General features: G+C 25.9%; 18 protein-coding genes. 9 read left to right on the top strand and 9 right to left on the bottom strand.

Annotation, left to right across the window (positions count from 1 at the left end; all coding sequences use genetic code 11):
• Window positions 1-136: 136 nt before the first annotated feature.
• The 4 genes from ACRDBA_RS05450 to ACRDBA_RS05435 all read right to left on the bottom strand — a co-directional run bounded on the left by ACRDBA_RS05450 (window position 137) and on the right by ACRDBA_RS05435 (window position 2,453).
• The gene (locus ACRDBA_RS05450) at window positions 137-772 is read right to left on the bottom strand and encodes an ABC-2 transporter permease (RefSeq protein ID WP_438571912.1); all 636 of its coding nucleotides are present in this window, start codon (window positions 770-772) and stop codon (window positions 137-139) included.
• Window positions 773-776: 4 nt separating this feature from the next.
• Entirely contained in the window at window positions 777-1,625 is an 849-nt protein-coding gene (locus ACRDBA_RS05445) for an ABC transporter ATP-binding protein (protein WP_438571911.1), read from the bottom strand.
• A gap of 3 nt (window positions 1,626-1,628) precedes the next feature.
• Window positions 1,629-2,003: a GntR family transcriptional regulator gene (locus ACRDBA_RS05440; RefSeq protein WP_438571910.1), complete on the bottom strand. Its 375-nt coding sequence runs from the start codon at window positions 2,001-2,003 to the stop codon at window positions 1,629-1,631.
• A 228-nt stretch (window positions 2,004-2,231) separates the two neighbouring features.
• Complete coding sequence (locus tag ACRDBA_RS05435; RefSeq protein WP_438571909.1) at window positions 2,232-2,453, bottom strand: hypothetical protein; 222 nt, start codon at window positions 2,451-2,453, stop codon at window positions 2,232-2,234.
• Window positions 2,454-2,671: 218 nt separating this feature from the next.
• On the opposite strand from ACRDBA_RS05435, the gene ACRDBA_RS05430 reads away from it, so the two are divergent.
• Together ACRDBA_RS05430 and ACRDBA_RS05425 are read left to right on the top strand one after the other, a co-directional pair.
• On the top strand, window positions 2,672-3,196 hold the full coding sequence (locus ACRDBA_RS05430; protein WP_438571908.1) for a cysteine hydrolase family protein: 525 nt from the start codon (window positions 2,672-2,674) through the stop codon (window positions 3,194-3,196).
• An 88-nt stretch (window positions 3,197-3,284) separates the two neighbouring features.
• On the top strand, window positions 3,285-3,479 hold the full coding sequence (locus tag ACRDBA_RS05425) for a transposase domain-containing protein (protein ID WP_438571913.1): 195 nt from the start codon (window positions 3,285-3,287) through the stop codon (window positions 3,477-3,479).
• A 214-nt stretch (window positions 3,480-3,693) separates the two neighbouring features.
• Here the strand turns inward: ACRDBA_RS05425 and ACRDBA_RS05420 are convergent, their stop codons facing one another.
• The 4 genes from ACRDBA_RS05420 to ACRDBA_RS05405 form a co-directional block, all read right to left on the bottom strand.
• Window positions 3,694-6,291 (bottom strand): ABC transporter permease, encoded by a 2,598-nt coding sequence (locus ACRDBA_RS05420; protein WP_438571907.1) that lies wholly within the window; start codon window positions 6,289-6,291, stop codon window positions 3,694-3,696.
• On the bottom strand, window positions 6,291-6,971 hold the full coding sequence (locus tag ACRDBA_RS05415; RefSeq protein ID WP_438571906.1) for an ABC transporter ATP-binding protein: 681 nt from the start codon (window positions 6,969-6,971) through the stop codon (window positions 6,291-6,293). Before ACRDBA_RS05415 ends, ACRDBA_RS05420 begins: the two co-directional genes overlap by 1 nt.
• Window positions 6,972-7,258: 287 nt before the next feature.
• The gene (locus tag ACRDBA_RS05410; RefSeq protein ID WP_438571905.1) at window positions 7,259-8,629 is read right to left on the bottom strand and encodes a sensor histidine kinase; all 1,371 of its coding nucleotides are present in this window, start codon (window positions 8,627-8,629) and stop codon (window positions 7,259-7,261) included.
• Window positions 8,619-9,314, bottom strand: coding sequence for a response regulator transcription factor (locus tag ACRDBA_RS05405; RefSeq protein WP_438571904.1), 696 nt, complete (start codon window positions 9,312-9,314; stop codon window positions 8,619-8,621). Before ACRDBA_RS05405 ends, ACRDBA_RS05410 begins: the two co-directional genes overlap by 11 nt.
• Before the next feature lie 253 nt (window positions 9,315-9,567).
• On the opposite strand from ACRDBA_RS05405, the gene vanR reads away from it, so the two are divergent.
• From vanR to ACRDBA_RS05375, 6 genes are all read left to right on the top strand, one after another.
• Window positions 9,568-10,284: a VanR-ABDEGLN family response regulator transcription factor gene (gene vanR / locus ACRDBA_RS05400; protein ID WP_438571903.1), complete on the top strand. Its 717-nt coding sequence runs from the start codon at window positions 9,568-9,570 to the stop codon at window positions 10,282-10,284.
• A complete protein-coding gene (locus tag ACRDBA_RS05395) occupies window positions 10,274-11,395 on the top strand; it encodes a sensor histidine kinase (protein ID WP_438571902.1) in 1,122 nt (373 codons plus the stop codon). Before vanR ends, ACRDBA_RS05395 begins: the two co-directional genes overlap by 11 nt.
• A gap of 170 nt (window positions 11,396-11,565) precedes the next feature.
• The gene (locus tag ACRDBA_RS05390; protein ID WP_438571901.1) at window positions 11,566-12,423 is read left to right on the top strand and encodes an ABC transporter ATP-binding protein; all 858 of its coding nucleotides are present in this window, start codon (window positions 11,566-11,568) and stop codon (window positions 12,421-12,423) included.
• A 14-nt stretch (window positions 12,424-12,437) separates the two neighbouring features.
• Window positions 12,438-13,034, top strand: coding sequence for a hypothetical protein (locus ACRDBA_RS05385; RefSeq protein WP_438571900.1), 597 nt, complete (start codon window positions 12,438-12,440; stop codon window positions 13,032-13,034).
• Window positions 13,035-13,036: 2 nt separating this feature from the next.
• The gene (locus tag ACRDBA_RS05380; protein WP_438571899.1) at window positions 13,037-14,266 is read left to right on the top strand and encodes a hypothetical protein; all 1,230 of its coding nucleotides are present in this window, start codon (window positions 13,037-13,039) and stop codon (window positions 14,264-14,266) included.
• Between the two features lie 6 nt (window positions 14,267-14,272).
• Window positions 14,273-15,448 carry a hypothetical protein gene (locus ACRDBA_RS05375; RefSeq protein WP_438571898.1) on the top strand — a complete coding sequence of 392 codons (1,176 nt, stop codon included), beginning with the start codon at window positions 14,273-14,275 and terminating at the stop codon, window positions 15,446-15,448.
• Window positions 15,449-15,527: 79 nt separating this feature from the next.
• Here ACRDBA_RS05375 and ACRDBA_RS05370 read toward each other — a convergent pair whose 3' ends face one another.
• Window positions 15,528-16,313, bottom strand: a complete 786-nt coding sequence (locus tag ACRDBA_RS05370; protein ID WP_438571897.1) for a peptidase MA family metallohydrolase — start codon at window positions 16,311-16,313, stop codon at window positions 15,528-15,530.
• A gap of 303 nt (window positions 16,314-16,616) precedes the next feature.
• On the opposite strand from ACRDBA_RS05370, the gene ACRDBA_RS05365 reads away from it, so the two are divergent.
• Window positions 16,617-16,966, top strand: a 350-nt coding sequence (locus ACRDBA_RS05365) for a sigma-70 family RNA polymerase sigma factor (protein WP_438571896.1), incomplete at its 3' end; no start/stop codon positions are given.

The raw sequence follows: 16,966 nt of genomic DNA, 5'->3' as shown, positions 1-16,966 counted from the left end.
GAATCACTAGGATTTGTTAATCTAACACAAACATATCAAATGATGCATTAAATTCTAATGAACCGCCGTATACCGAACGGTACGTACGGTGGTGTGAGAGGTCGGTAGATAAAATAATTATCTACCTCCTACTCGATTATTCAATTTCTTTTTTATTAAATAAATTAGATGCTATAAAGTATGATATTAAAATAAGAGTTATAGCTGAAAGAATACCTATTATAGTTAAAGTACCTGTATTTAATGTAATATTAATTGTAGGTAGATACTCTACTAATAATGGAGATAAAGTTAAAGGTAATACAGCTAAAAGTACAAGAACATATCTACCTTTTTCAAATCCAAGAAGTAATGTAGTAGGACATAGTATAACTATAAAAAATAATCCCATTAGTAGAGAAGAAAAAATAGAAGCTGAAAAAGTCATAACTTCAGCAATATTTCTTATATTAAAAATATAAAAACCAATATAAATTAAAGCAGAAATAATAACTGCAATTAAAGTATTTATAGCACAATAAATATATTTAGATAAAACATAATCCTTTGGATTAATAGGAAGAGAATATATTAAATAATTTATTTTACTTTTTTCCTCATAAAACATAGTATTATAGCAAGCTGTCAATAAATATAAACCACTTATAAATGGTATAAATGTAGGACCAGATAAAAGCATAAATAAACTTAAACCTAACATTATTAAAAGGTTCTTTTTAAAAGTAAAAAGAGTATTAAATTGAAGTCTTACTAATTTTAAAATATTATCCATAAAACTACCCCCTAGTATAATATAATAATAAATCTTCTAAAGTACATTTTTCATAAATAGCTTCGTTTCCAAAGATATCAAAGGCTTTATTCTTATCAGTGGATAAGCCCTCAAATCCAAAGGCATTTTCTTTAATTCCAATAAGCTCTTTTTTTATGGAGTTATCTAATAAATCCTTTTTACCTTTAACAATTGTATGAGTTTGTAAAAGCTCGTCTTTTTCAGCATTTAATAAGATTTTTCCATTGTATATCATAACTATATAATCAGCAGCCTTATCTAAATCACTTGTAATATGAGTTGAATAAAAAACAGTCATTTCATCCTTTTCCATATGACTTTGGATTAATTCAAGAAACTCATTTCTAACTAATGGATCTAAGTTAGAAGTAGGTTCATCCATAAGTAAAAGTTTAGGATGATGGCTTAGAGCCATTATTAATTCAAATTGCTTCTTTTTACCTTTAGAAAGATTTTTATATTGCTTACTTTCATCAATATTAAATTGTTTAACATAAGATTTATAAAGGCTTTCATCCCAATTGCTATAAAAGGAAGACACTACTTTATGAATGTTAGATATTAAGCTTTCTTCTAAAAATCCAGATATATCTCCAACATAGGCCATATCTTTTTTACTATTAAAGTCCTTTGATATATCAGCTCCTAATACACTAATAGTTCCATTTATATTTTTATTAAGTCCTAAAATAGAACGAATAGTAGTAGTTTTTCCAGATCCATTAGGACCAATAAATCCAGTAATATATCCAGATTTAACAGCTAAATCTTCTATAGTTAAAGAAAAATTATTATAGTTTTTTTCTAAATCTTTAATTTTTATTGCATCCATTATTTAAACCTCCACATAAATACTTTTTAATATTTCAATACATTCATCTAATGTTAAGCCCATTGATTTAGCAGATATTATAATATCCTCTAATTTAGATTCCATTTCTGCTAATGCTGCATCTCTAAGTCTTTCAGAATTACTTCCTGATACAAAGGTTCCTTTACCTACAACAGTTTGAATAAAACCTTCTTTTTCTAATTCTTCATAAGAACGCTTAACAGTAATAATACTTACTTTTAGCTCCTTAGCTAAGGTTCGAATAGAAGGTAAAGGGGCTAAAGGTTTCAATTTTCCATTTAATATTTGGCTTTTAATTTGTGTTTCTATTTGTTCATAAAGAGCAACAGGTGAGTTGTTGCTTATAATTATATCCAAGTGTTAACCTCCGTTACTAAGTGTATATATTTAGTATATACACATAGTATCATTTAGGTTCTTTAAAGTCAATAAAAAATCTGTAAATTATATAAAAAATGTTAAAATTTATATTTAGATATAATAAAAAAGCATAGAAATTTATCTATGCTTAAAAAGAAAAAGGATATTTAACATAAAGTGCTAGGTGTATAAGTAAGTTTAGATAATTTAGCTAATAATAGTAGATTAATAATAAATAAAGTGAAGAACAAGGAAAATTAATGCAACTCCAATCATAAGTTTGGAGAGAAAAACAGAAGTTTTAAGATGCTCATCTTTATTTTCTATGCTATAAAGATTGAAATACTCTAGAAAATAAAAGATAGGTTCAATGTTTCCTCCTTTAGCAGAATAAAGCCAAAGTAACCCAAAAACAAAAAGAATTATTCCAGCGGATAAAAAAGTCATTTAAAAGCCTCCTTTTAAAATTACTACTTCACAAATTTAATAACAATGAAGTCGTTCAATATTAGGCGTATTAATAAAGTCTTTAAAGTATGTATAATTATTTTCATTAATTAATATATACTACTTTTGGAAAAATGTTATATAATTGCTATATAAATATGGATTTAATATTGGGACAGGAGAATATAAAGAATACAAGTTTGAAAAGGGGATTAAAAATGGTTTTATTAGTAATTGATACACAAAAATTAATAACAAATAATGCTTTATATGAATTTGATAGATTCGTATCTAATGTAAAGAAATTAATAAATAATGCTAGAGAAAATAATATAGAGGTAATATATGTACGTCATGATGATGGACAAGATAGTGACTTAACTAAGGGAACTGATGGATTTGAAATATATGAAGATTTTAAACCAATAAATGATGAAAAGATATTTGATAAGAATGTTAATAGTGCATTTAAGGGGACTGGGTTACTAGAGTATTTAAAAGATAAAGGTGAAACTGAAATCATAATTACAGGACTTCAAACAGATTATTGTATTGATGCTACTGTAAAATGTGGATTTGAGCATGGATTTAAAGTAATAGTTCCAGCCTATGCAAACACAACAGTAAGCAATAAGTTTATGTCATCAGAGGAAAGCTATAAGTATCATAATGAATTCATGTGGAATGGAAGATATGCAGAATGTGTTTCAGTAGATGAAGCAATTAATTGGAGCATCAACTGAAAAAACTCCAATTGAAGGACAAATTTCTTTATTTAACGAGGCTGAAGATTCAGCCAATAGCTGATCTGTTGAGCCAACGCCAGATAATATAATAATCTCAACATATAAAAGAACTGCTAGAAAAAAAGGCAGTAAAGAAATTGTTATAAAGGATTTATCATGTGAAACTGCAAAAGCTAATAACTTAAATGTCTTTCAATATTTAAATCATTTATTTAAATCATTGCCAAATATAAACTTTAATGATCAATCGCAGTTGCTAGAGCAGCATCTTCCTTGGTGAGGAAGTTTACCTGAGTGTTTATATAATAAAAATAATAAGCAAAAAGATTAGGAGTCCGCTTAGTTGCGAGCTCCTTTTTAATATACAATAATTTATTTAATTTTGAAATATGCTACTTTCTGGAGCGCTTACTCAAAAAATCATGATATTGCGAATTAATTAAGAAAATTTATTGTTTTTATTACGTTGTTGATATTTTAGGTATAGTTGGAATTTATTCTAAATTAATACTAGCCACTATATTGATTTTTTTCAATCTTTTTAATGGAAAAATACTAGAAATAACACAGGCACTTATAGTTATAGTAGTTGCCAAAATAATGGGAATTATAGGAACTTTAAATGCAAATTCAGTAATGCTTCCATTAATAAAAAATGTTTTCATAAGTTCAAAGCAAGCTTTATAGACTCCGAAGGATAGTGTACTTCCAATAATGCTACCACATATAGAACCTACTATTCCATAATATGATGATTCTAATAGTACCATTTTTTTAAATTGTTTATTTGTAATTCCTATTGATTTTAGAGTTGCAAATTCTTTTGTTTTTAACAAAATATTGGTATTTATAGTATTACCTATATTTAACAAACCTATTATAAATACGATAAAAGATATTCCATATAGTAGTATGGAAATTTGTATATAATATTGCTTTTGAGTTTTATTAATTTCATTAAAATCTGTATAGACTGAATTTTTAGTATTTCTAGAAATATTTTCAACCTCTTTTGAAACCATACTCTTATCACTACTTAGTTCAATATCATAACCTACTGTTGAATTTTTACCTGTAAGGTCAATATAGGTTTCTTCAGTTGCAATAATACCAAGACCACCAGTTGGTGAGCTTCTATCATATGGTGATTTTGTTAATACTCCAATAACCTTCACCTTTTTAAACAAGTTATTATCTATATTACTCTTGTTATTTAATTCCATTTCATAGCCCTTAGTATTAGACGTTAAATTAAAATCTAAATATATTTCATCTCCAATATTAAGATTAGATATTTGAATATTTTTAGTTTTGTCACTATCTGAATCAATCATCAAACTATCCTGAATAATTAATACACCGTTTTCTGAATTCATTTTATCAATATCTATTGATCCATCTTTAAGATACTTATTACATTCATCTATTTGCTTATCACTATATCCATAAAACCCACTACTTGTTGTAAAAAAGTATTCTCCATTATTATAACTATTAGGATATTCATTATTATTTAATACTATCTCCAAATATTCATTTGTTAACTTTTCATATTTAAAACTAGATACAACATGTCTAAAATTTCTTTTATATACATTTGCTACTCCATCTATGTTTTTCAATGCATTATAATAATCATCTGTGAATCCGTATTCCCCTACAAAGGAACTGTTTTTATTTCCCTCACTACCAATAATCATTTCATTTGATATTCTTAAATCACTATTAAAATCAGCTCTATTATTTGTAAAATCAAAAACTTTAAAGCCATAATTAATTAACGAGTAAAATGTAATAAATAAAGTTATGCTTAATGTTATTGAAATTAATGTATTTCTAAATTTCTTTTTGTTCCTTTTCATATTTTTATAAGCTATTTTATCTTCTATAGATAAATATTTAGATAATAATCCACTTTTCTTATTTATATTTTCTTTTTGAATATTATTATAATTATTTATTGCTTCTATAGGTTGTATTTTACTTGCAAAAATTAATGGTTTTCTAGATGAAATTAATACTGTAATTAGGCCAATACCTATGGTAAATAAAATTATATATGGATTAACTATTAAAGTGAAATTTCCAGAAAAAGAGTTGTTCATAATAAGCAAAATACCTTTTAATAATATTAGTCCAAGTATTATTCCAATTGGAATTGATATAACTGCTAATATTAAAAGTTCCATTCTAAGTATTTTCATTACTTGTTTCTTAGTAGTTCCAATAGCACGCAATACTCCTAACTGTTTAAATCGCTCTAAAACTAGAATACCAACTGCATTATGGATAACTATAATAGCTGAAAATATAACAATAAAGCATATAAATCCAATGGATGCTATCACTCCTAAATTATCACTATTTTTTATGGTCCAATTAGCATTTTTAAGTAATGTATTTTCATCTAGTATTTTATCAATCATATTAAATTCACTTGTTATGCCTTTAGTTATTTTTTCAATATCTAACCCATCTTTTATTAAAATGTAACTATTATAACTTGGATTTTCTATTGGATCAAATCTACTTAATGTCTCTGAATTAACGATTCCTGTTGCAACTCTTTCTGAAACTAAATTTTTAGAATTACTTATTATTAATCCAACTAATTTAAAATCTTCTTTCTGACCAAATACATTTAATGTTATTGTATCTCCTATTTCTATATTTTCACCAAGCAAATCTAAGACCCACTCTTCTAATACAATTTCATTTTTATTATGAGGCATATCTCCATTTACTATTGTTTTTGATTTTAATTCCATTAAAGTTTTATCATAACTAAATAAATTTATCATGGTTAAATCTGTTAACCCTATTTGTTCGATAAATATTTCTGTGCCCACTTTATCGATAAAAGTGTTTTCTTTTAAGATTTTTATTTCATCTTTATTCAAATTAGTAATTCTACTATTATAATTACCAACAGTTTTTAAAGCATTTTCTTTTTGAATATTATTAAAAGTTAAAAGTGCAGATAACATTGATATTATTAATGTTGTAGATAGAATAATAGCTATCATAATAAATTTGCTCTGATTTTTCATCTTTTTTAAATATCTAAAAGCTAGTTCTCTATAACTTTTCATTATTTGCGCCCCTTATTTTCTACTATTTTCCCATCAGATAATATTATTATCCTATCTGCTATTTTTGCTATTTCTAAATTATGGGTAATCATTATTAATGTTTGATTATATTTTTTCACAGATAATTTTAATAACCTTAGAACCTGGTCAGAAGTTTTACTATCTAAATTACCAGTAGGTTCATCTGCAAGTATTATAGCAGGTTTATTTACTAACGACCTTGCTATAGCTGCCCGTTGTTGTTCTCCTCCAGATAATTCTGATGGTAAATGGCTTGCTCTTTTTTTTAACCCGAGCATTGTTATTAACTCATTTATATAGATTTTGTCTATTTTCTTATTATCTAATAATATTGGAAGACAAATATTTTCCTCTACATTTAAAACAGGTATCAAATTATAATGCTGAAATATAAAGCCTATTTCCTTTCTTCTAAATAAAGCTAACTGATCTTCTTTCTTACTTAAAATATTTGTTCCATTTATAATTATTTCACCAGATGTTGGTGTATCTAATGCTCCTAATAAATTTAGAAGTGTACTTTTTCCTGAGCCACTTTCCCCTAATATACAAACAAATTCACCTTTATTTATTGATAAGCTAACATTATTTAATGCATTAACAATAAAAGCATCCCCACCATAACTTTTGCATAAATTTTCTACTTTTAAAATCTCCATTTTTAAATTATCTCCATTTCATATATATTTTCTCTATAAATAATGTTATCAAAGACTTTTAAAGAACTATTTGGGAAGATTATGAAGATTTAATTAAGATATAGCCTTGCTATAAAATTATTTATCTATAGTGAGGTTTCAAATTTTATTCCTATTGTAAAGTATTTTATATATTAAATTTTGATTTTTTCTTAAGTTTACGACATTGCTAGTACGTGCTAATGCTAGGTACACTAAAATGGGCTAGCACTATATTTCTATAGTACTAGCCCTATCTTATCTGAAAATTATTCATTAAATAATTTTACAAATACTTTAAAATTATTACCTTCACCTTCTATAAATATCTCACCACAGTGTAGTTCTACTATACTTTTAGCTATATACAAACCTAAGCCTGATCCTGCTATATCTTGATTTCTTGATTTATCCATTCTATAAAATCTTTCAAAAAGCCTTTTTACATCACTATTTATAAGTTCATTAGATGTGTTTTTAAATATAATGGTCATGCTTTCCTTTGTATTCTCTACATCAATATATATATTAGTATTATTTTTACTGTATTTAACAGCATTCCCTAATATATTTTCAAACACTCTTATAAACAACTCTCCATCTACAGATGCGAACAATTCCGACATACCATATTTTTTAACTATTTCTAAATTTTTCTCAATAGCTAGAGTTGAATTTTCACCTATACATTGCTCTATCATTTCTATAATATTTATATTATTTTTTTCCAATTTAACTTCGCCACTTTCTAGCTTTGAATATTCAAATAGTTCTTCTATTAGCAATTGTATTCTATCTGCTTTAACTAAAGCTTTCTTTATATATTCTTTACTTTCATTTTCTGATGTATTTTTATTTTCTGCAAGTTGAATATACCCAATCAAACTTGTAAGTGGAGTTTTTAAATCATGTGATATATTTGTTATAAAGTCATTTTTAAATTCATATACGTTTTTTTCATTTTCTATTTTATTTTTTAAATTTATAGACATTTTATTTATTTCATCTACTAGAATTCCAAATTCATCGTTAGATTTTCTATCTAACTTGTAATTTAAATCTTCATTACCTATTTTAACAATACCATCACAAATATATTCTAATTCTTTTAACTTTTTCATAGTTATTAAATAGATAATTAATAATGCTCCACAAATTGGAATTATAATACTTACCCAGGCACTTATCATACCCCTTAAAACATTTCTATCTTTAGATGTTATTAATATTAACTCTTCCTGTCCATTTCTTAAATTATACATTCTATTAAACTTATCACTATCACCACTAGTATTTAATTTATCACTGATTATCTTAGTAATATCTATTATATTCCCATTTATATTTTCTGTTTTTAACTTTATATTTCCATTTAAGTCTACTACAGCAATATTTATATCATATTTAATTCCCAATGAATTTATATAGCTCTCATTATTATCACTACTTAAATTAAGATTTTGGCTTATATCAACATAAACTGCATCTGATGAAGAAATTAAATTAGAAGTATTGGTTTTATTAGATAATATATTATCAACTGATATAAAAGTAATAATAATTATTATTAAAAATATCGTGATGTTTATAATTAATAATTTCTTAGAAATACTATTTTTAATAATTCTATTATTTTTCAATTTTATATCCAACTCCCCAAACTACCTTAATGTATTTTGCATCCTTTGGATTTATCTCTATTTTTTCTCTTATATTTCTTATATGAACTGAAACTGTATTATTCGAATTAATAAAGGGTTCCTTCCATACTTGCTCATATATTTGTTCTGTGCTTAAGGTTCTCCCCCTATTTATTGATAATATCTTTAAAATATCATATTCTATAGGTGTTAATTTTATAGATTCAGTACCTTTATATACATCTCTACTTTTAACATCAATAGTAATATCATGAATATTTATAACATCATCATCTTCATTCTTACTAGTATTAAATTCTTTATATCTTCTTAATTGAGATTTAACTCTTGCTACTAATTCCAATGGGTTAAATGGCTTTGTGACATAATCATCTGCTCCAATATTTAATGCTAATATTTTACTGCTATCATCATTTTTAGCTGAAATAATTATAATAGGAGTTTTATTTCCATCTCTTATTTTCAAACATGTTTTTATTCCATCTAACCTAGGCATCATAATATCTAATAATATTAAATCTACTTTATTATTTTCTAGCTTTGTTAAAGCTTCTATGCCATCTTTAGCACTTATAAATTTTATATTTTCATTCATTAAATAGATCTCAATTATTTCTCTTATATCCTTATCATCATCTACAATCAAAACAGTAGATTTTTTCATGAAAATCACCTCTTACTTGATTTTATCATATTATTGATCCAAAATTATTCAATTAATCCATTCTTCATTATTTCTTTAATCTTTCTTTATATAATATAAAAAATCAATTTTTATTATTTATTTGTAATACTGAATAGATTTTAAAATATATAAAAGATATTTCTTTTATAATCTTAATAAAATCTCAATAATTACTAAGATTATAGCTATATAATAGAAAGTATAGATTTTATAAGAAGTAGGAGGCAATATTGTGTCATTAAATATATTAGTGCTGGATGATGAGAAAGAAATTGCAGATTTATTAGAAATATATTTAAAGAATGAAAATTACTCAGTTTTTAAATTTTATTGTGTAGCGGATGCTTTAGAATGTATAGAAAATAAACATATTGATTTAGCCATTTTAGATGTTATGTTACCAGATGGTGATGGTTTTGACATGTGCCAAAAGATACGAAATAAACACTTATTTCCTGTAATTATGCTTACTGCAAAGGATTCGGAGAAGGATAAAATAATTGGATTAACCTTTGGAGCAGACGACTATATAACAAAGCCATTTAGACCATTAGAAGTAATGGCAAGAGTAAAGGCACAATTAAGGAGATATATTAAATACAATGAAGCAGAAGAGATTGTTAACAATGGTGTAGGAGATAAAGAACATATATTAGTACATCGTGATTTAAGGATAAATCTAAAAACACATCAGGTGCATTTAGGAGAGAAATTATTAAGTCTAACTCCAACGGAGTTTATTATTTTACAAGTTCTATGCAAAGAAGATGGAAATGTTGTTAGCTCAGAACAACTCTTTCATAAAATTTGGGGAGATGAATATTATGATAAAAATAATAATACAATCGCAACACATATTAGACATTTGAGGGAAAAATTAAATGATTCTGTAGGTGATCCTAAGTACATAAAAACAGTGTGGGGGGTTGGTTATAAGCTTGAAAAATAGAAAAGTAAGTAAAAAACCATACAACAACTTGATTAACAAATTATTTATTAGGACAATAATTTTATTTGTTATAGCAATTACAATTATCTTCTTAATCAGATCCATTGTGCAAGGTAGATTAGGAGATTTTATCATGGATATATTTAAAGATGTATACAATCTTGATTCTAATTCTGCCCAAATGATGTATCATTATAAAATTCGTCAAAACTATGATTTAATCATTGTGGGGTCCATAATTTGTTTATTTGCATTTTTTTATAAAATATTTTTATCCTGGTTTACTAAATACTTTGATGAAATGATTAATGGTATAAATGGAATAGTAACGGAAGACGAAATAAAGCTATCACCAGAACTGCATTTTATAGAAAGTACCATGAATGAGATAAAGGATAAACTACAGAAAAATGAAGTTGAGAAGCAAATATTAGAACAAAGAAAAAATGATCTAATAGTATATCTTGCACATGATATAAAAACTCCATTAACCTCTATTATAGGTTATTTAAATTTGTTAGAGGAGAATCCAAATCTATCAATAGAGGAGAGAGCTAATTATATTAATATTACATTAGATAAAGCTAATAGACTTGAAAAACTAATCAATGAATTTTTTGAAATAACCCAATATAACTCTAATTCAATTCCTTTGAATAAAGAAGAGATAGATTTAGGTTATATGATTGTGCAGGTTGTTGATGAGGCATACCCTATTCTTAAGGAAAAAGAAAAGGAAGTTGAAATAAACATACCCTCTGAAATTGTAATTAGTGGTGATGCTGAAAAAATTGCTCGTGTATTTAACAATATATTTAAAAATGCAATAAATTATAGCAAGAAAAACTCTTTAATAGAAATAATGGCTTATGAAGAACAAAATATAATAAAAATTGTATTTAAGAGTCAAGGTGGAATAGATGAAGAGAAAATTAGTAATATCTTCGATAAATTTTGTAGGCTTGACCACGCTAGACAAAGTGCTACAGGTGGATCAGGGCTTGGTCTTACAATTGCAAAAGATATAATTAATTTACATGGAGGTAATATTTTTGCAGAGAGTAAAAATGAAGAAACCTTCATAATTATTGAAATACCTAAAATAAATTAAAATATATATTATTTAGAAATCCTTTTTAGCAAAGACTTAGCTAAAAAGGATTTTTTTCTTAATAAAATCTCAATAAAGTATCCATTTCATATTAATAACTATTAATATTTATTTTGTTAAACTAAAGCTAGAAAGAATAAAAAAATCTAAGAAAGTAGAAAGGATAAAATATGGAGCTAAAAATTGATAATCTATGCAAAAATTATGGTGCTAAATCTGCTTTGAAAAATATTACTCTTAGTTTAAAAGAAGGCACCTATGGATTACTTGGGGAAAATGGAGCAGGTAAAAGTACATTAATGAGAATTTTAACAACAGTTGACTATGCATCAAAGGGAAAGATTACTTTTAATGATTCAGAAATTATTACTGAAGAAGAAAGGTATCGAGGGATAATAGGCTATATGCCACAAGAGTTTAATGTTTATCCAACCTTTACTGCAAAGGATTTTTTGGAGTATATGGGTACACTAAAGGGAATTCCAAAAAATATTTTAAAAATAAAAATACCAGAAGTATTAGAATTTGTGAACTTATCAGAGGTAGCAAATAGAAAAGTGAGTTCATTTTCAGGTGGAATGAAGAGGAGGATAGGTATTGCTCAAGCAATTTTAAATGATCCTAAAATTTTAATTTTAGATGAACCAACAGCAGGATTAGATCCAAAAGAGCGTATTCGTTTTGCAAATATTATTAGCAGTATGTCAAAGGATAAAATAGTTATTTTATCAACCCATATTATTTCTGATATTGAAGCTATTGCTAATAATCTAATTGTAATAAAATCAGGAGAAATTTTGCAAACAGGAAAAATTAATGAGCTTATTGAGTCTATAGAAGAAAATGTTTGGGAAACAGTAGTTTCTCAAGAATTATTTAATAAAATTAGTGAACAAAGACAAATTATTCGTATAAAGCAAGAAGGGCAATTTATTCGTCTAAGATATGGAGGTGAACAGTTTAAGGGAGTTAAAAACAAGAAAACAGAGCCTAATTTAGAAGATTATTATATGTTAGTTTGGAAATAGGAGTGGATGATAAAATGAATAAAAAATTTTTAGTAGGAATACTTATAACAACTTTGGTGGCAACCGTAATTACAGGGTGTAGTAATGGCAAAAACATTTTAGGAAGTGATGGTAGGGAGAATATAAATTCAATGGATATAAATGAAGTTGAGAGATTACCAGAGTCACAAAAAGAAACTGAACTTGATAAAATATTAGCAGCTAGAAGGAAGTTTGCTAAGGAAAATACTAAGGTTGATGTAGGTGGTGGAACAAGTGCAATTTCTATGAGGGATGATGATATTCCAGGACAAACAGAGAATAGACCAGATTTTATTAATGAATTAGATACAGACTTTTTTGAATTTGTAGCTAACTATTTAAAAACAGAATTAAATATACCTGAACCAAAGCTTGGATACTATATTAATCAATGTATGGATCCAAGGATGAATAGAATCTATGAAGACTCTGATAAAGGGGTAGCAGCAGGTTATGAGAATGAAAATATTATTCTTATGGAATACGAAACAGAAGAGAGTGATGTATATAGTTATTTAGTAATTGTAAGGAATAATAAAGAAAGTGACTGGAAAGTTATTTATAATGGATTAAATTATAAGGAGCAATAAAATTGAAGGATTTAATCTTAATTGAATTAAGAAAATATGGTAATAAAACAACTACAATTACAGCTCTATCACTAATTGTATTTCTTATGATAACTTCAGGAATATATTACATGTACTATGATAATACAATTGTTTCTAGTGATGGTGAGTTAGTAAGTGGTATGGGGAGTTTTTGGAAATTAAAGGAGGAGGCAGAGGGGCTTGAAGGGGAGGTTAATCAAAGCTATTTAGATAATATTGTTTCAGAATTTGATGGTAGTATTGAAAAAAGGGATTATGTAGATGATGCAGGTGTATATGGAATGAGATTCCATATTGCAAGTTATTTACTTAATTTTCCGGCAGATTTAAATAGAACTAGTAACTTTTCAATGGACTTTGATTATGATTTCCTGAAATCAGAGGAGCAGTTTTACTTAAAATATAAAGAAGGTATGAAAGAAGTAATTCGATTAAATCAAGAAAATATTACAAAAAATAATAATATTGATTGGTTTAAATATACAACAGACCAATTAGAGGTTATTGATGCTAAAATTGATTCTTTAGAAGATAATTTCTATGTAGAATATACTGAAGGCTTACAGAAGGTTATTTATGATTATCAGAAATATTTTTGGGTTTTTCTTGTAGCAATTTCATTTCTTCTATGTGGAGTGTTTTCTAAAGATAGTGTAGGTGGAATAGATGAACTTTCTTTATCAAGTACTTATGGACGAAAGAAGAATATGAATGCAAAAGTGATTGCAGGTAATATAGTGGCACTTTGTGGATATTTTTTATTTGTAAGTGTGATACTTTTCATTAATGGTATTTTTGCTTCACTACATGGTGTTAATGGATCAGTACAGCTCTATTGGAGAACTTGCATATATAATTTAAGCATAGGACAAGCTATCTTAATTTTATTTGCAATGGGACTAGTGGTAACTATATTAATAGCAAATATAATTTTATTATTATCAATTATAATCAAGTATGTTAAACTATCTGGGCTTTTATCTATTTGTAGTATATATTTTATGGTTGAATTTGCAAAGACAAATAATATGCTTAAGTTATTGATAAATCCAATATATACTGCTACCAATTTGAAGTTAGATATACCTATATTTATAGGCAATGTGATGATACCGTATCCTTTAATTGCAGTTGCAATATTAATTGTATATCTTATAAGTATTCGTTTATTGACAATTTTAATGTATAAAAGATGTACAGTAAGGGGGTAGAGGTAGATGATAAACTTGATAAATGTAGAAAGAAAAAGGATAGTAAATAAAAAATTATGGCTTATAATAATTGGATTTTGCATTGCAATTACAGCTATTATTACAATTAATGATTATACTTCTTACCAGGCTTATGATTCATCAGGAAATGTAATAATATCAGCAAGGGATAATTTGAATGAATCAAAAAAGAATGTAAATAGAATGTTACTTAACCAAGAAGGGCTTGAGGAAATCTTACTAGAAGAAAGTAGAACAAATTATACTTATGATATAAATTCTATTAGGCTTTTATTAAGTATTTATCCAGATAAAAAGTTTTCAGAAATATCTGTTGAAGACTTAGATTCTTTTTATACAAATAGATTAAAGTTAATTGAAGATGCTGCTACCTCAAAAATGTTTGGTGAATTAACAACAACTCAAGTTGAGAAAGTTAAAGAATTATCTTCACAAATGGAAACACCCATTATTAGTGGGTATGCTGAAGGTTGGAAAAATATAAATAATAATTTAACAGTAATTATTATGATTGCCTTAGGTATAATTTCAATAGTATTACTTCCAATTTACGGAGAGACATCAAAAACAGATATGTCAGAAATATGTATTGCAACTAAAGATGGAAAGAGAAAATTTATAATAGCTAAGTTATTGGTGGGAATACAAGTATCAACATTAATTTATTTTATTATTATCGGTTGTATGGCAATATTTCAGTTTTGTGCATTTGGATTAAAAGGCTTTGATCTTATGATACAGAGTGATCAGTATTATATTTTTTCAATATGCAATATAACTTTTTTAGAACAATTTTTGTTAAGTATTCTTATTGGGTACATTGCTGTATTATTTATGACAAGTATTATTTTATTTTGTACAAGTATTACTGGAAAATTATTAGATGGTGGAATTATAACTACTTTTATTTGGATTATAATGGTTTCAATTCCCTACAATCATTATAGGGGATATAGAATCACTCATTATATAAGTGGATTTTTACCAGTCAATATTATTAAGTTTGGAAAAATATTTAGAATGAATGATACTTATCAGGTATTTGAAGTTATGATACCTGCATACATTTGCATTCCAATAGTAGTTGTAATGATATCTTTCTTGCTCTTTGTAATTATACTAATGATACAAAAAAAGAAAATTACTTTCATAACAAAGTAATTGTTTTTAAGAAGAAGTTAAAGCAATAAAAAATAATGAACTGTTTCAATAATAGAATAAGTAAAATTTAAACCTAATTTTATTTATTCTTATTTTTTATATAGTTAAGCCAATTATTTTGTAATTCATTTATATCAATTCCTAATATGATTTCTAAGTCTTTTGGATTTTTAATTAACAAAACAATCTTATCAAAGCCATAATTATTAGCTAGATATTCAATTACAGTATAAGAAAACATATAACCTCCAACTTCAGCAAAATTATCATATGTCATTTCAGATAATAATGGAGTAGAGTTGTTTTCTATGCTTTTCTTTATAAATTCAATTCCATTAGCATTTATTTGTTTTGCTTCATAGGTTGCTAGTCCTTCATTTAGCCAAATAGGAATATTGTTTAAATCTGAATTTATATTGCTTATAAGTATATGAGTAAATTCATGGATTAAAACTTGTGTTAAGGTATCATAATTATTATGCTCACCAGGGTTTAATGGGGATACCATTTTAATTTTATTTTCCCAACCTGTTCCAACTATCCAGCTTGGGGCAGTGGGTTGTCCTATAGACTTATGAAATGAATCGATATCAGGATAAATTTCAACTACAACTTTTTCATTTAAAGTAGTATTTAAATTCTTAGAAATCCTAATATAATTTTCTTCAAGAGTTTTCAATAAATCATCTAAACATTCTTTATCCTTATTATATGAATAAAATTGGAAATTATCATTTTCCACTTGGAGTCTAATATTGTCATCTATTTTTATCTGATTTGAAGTTTTATTGTGCTCTATGCAACTTATAAATAGTATGCAATTTAGTATGATAATAGAGCTTAATATTAACCATTTTTTTCTCATAAAATTAAAACCTCTTTCAATCATAATTTCAATATAATCATAGCAGTATTATCTCTAATCAATTTGATGCTTTTCTTATTATACCATATTATTCCTTTATGATATTATTAGTATAAGTTTAATACTAGAATAACTCTAGAGATACATAAGGATTTAGTACACTACAACATGTCCTAAAGATTATATCTAAATATTCTTTTAAATTATTTTGAAATTTTAACAAAAAGTAAAACCCTTTTATAAGAATATGTATCTAATAGGTGTAGGTACTTACAAAGGTTATTAAACAGAGGAGAAGCATATATGTTAGATGAAATAAAAATAAGAAAAGCAATTAAGGGTAGTGATGAAGATTTCTATTATCTAATGACCGTATGTAAAGAAAAGATATATAGAACAGCATATGCATATTTGAAGGATGAGGATGCTGCGTTAGATGTTTTTCAGGAAACTATCTGTAAGGCATATGTTGGTATAAGATCATTAAGAGAACCAAAGTATTTTGAAACTTGGTTAATTAAAATAGCTATGAATTTATCAATTAGTGCTTATAGAAAAAAACAAAAACTTATATATCTTGAGGAGGATAAATTGGTTAATCATATAGGTGGAGAGTGTGTTAACAATGATGATAAGTTATATTTGCTTCAAGC

The sequence above is a fragment of the Clostridium sp. genome (genome assembly GCF_051654825.1).
Classification (GTDB): Bacteria; Bacillota; Clostridia; order Clostridiales; family Clostridiaceae; genus Clostridium.
The sequence above is the reverse complement of the archived record's forward strand: the minus strand, read 5'-3'. Positions and strand labels throughout refer to the sequence as shown.

What these genes read in the sequence shown, in the direction of transcription:
- ACRDBA_RS05450 (WP_438571912.1), bottom strand. Translation starts at nt 772, where the DNA reads ATGGATAATATTTTAAAATTAGTAAGACTTCAATTTAATACTCTTTTT.
- ACRDBA_RS05445 (WP_438571911.1), bottom strand. Translation starts at nt 1,625, where the DNA reads ATGGATGCAATAAAAATTAAAGATTTAGAAAAAAACTATAATAATTTT.
- ACRDBA_RS05435 (WP_438571909.1), bottom strand. Translation starts at nt 2,453, where the DNA reads ATGACTTTTTTATCCGCTGGAATAATTCTTTTTGTTTTTGGGTTACTT.
- ACRDBA_RS05430 (WP_438571908.1), top strand. Translation starts at nt 2,672, where the DNA reads ATGGTTTTATTAGTAATTGATACACAAAAATTAATAACAAATAATGCT.
- ACRDBA_RS05420 (WP_438571907.1), bottom strand. Translation starts at nt 6,291, where the DNA reads ATGAAAAGTTATAGAGAACTAGCTTTTAGATATTTAAAAAAGATGAAA.
- ACRDBA_RS05415 (WP_438571906.1), bottom strand. Translation starts at nt 6,971, where the DNA reads ATGGAGATTTTAAAAGTAGAAAATTTATGCAAAAGTTATGGTGGGGAT.
- ACRDBA_RS05405 (WP_438571904.1), bottom strand. Translation starts at nt 9,314, where the DNA reads ATGAAAAAATCTACTGTTTTGATTGTAGATGATGATAAGGATATAAGA.
- ACRDBA_RS05390 (WP_438571901.1), top strand. Translation starts at nt 11,566, where the DNA reads ATGGAGCTAAAAATTGATAATCTATGCAAAAATTATGGTGCTAAATCT.
- ACRDBA_RS05385 (WP_438571900.1), top strand. Translation starts at nt 12,438, where the DNA reads ATGAATAAAAAATTTTTAGTAGGAATACTTATAACAACTTTGGTGGCA.
- ACRDBA_RS05375 (WP_438571898.1), top strand. Translation starts at nt 14,273, where the DNA reads ATGATAAACTTGATAAATGTAGAAAGAAAAAGGATAGTAAATAAAAAA.
- ACRDBA_RS05370 (WP_438571897.1), bottom strand. Translation starts at nt 16,313, where the DNA reads ATGAGAAAAAAATGGTTAATATTAAGCTCTATTATCATACTAAATTGC.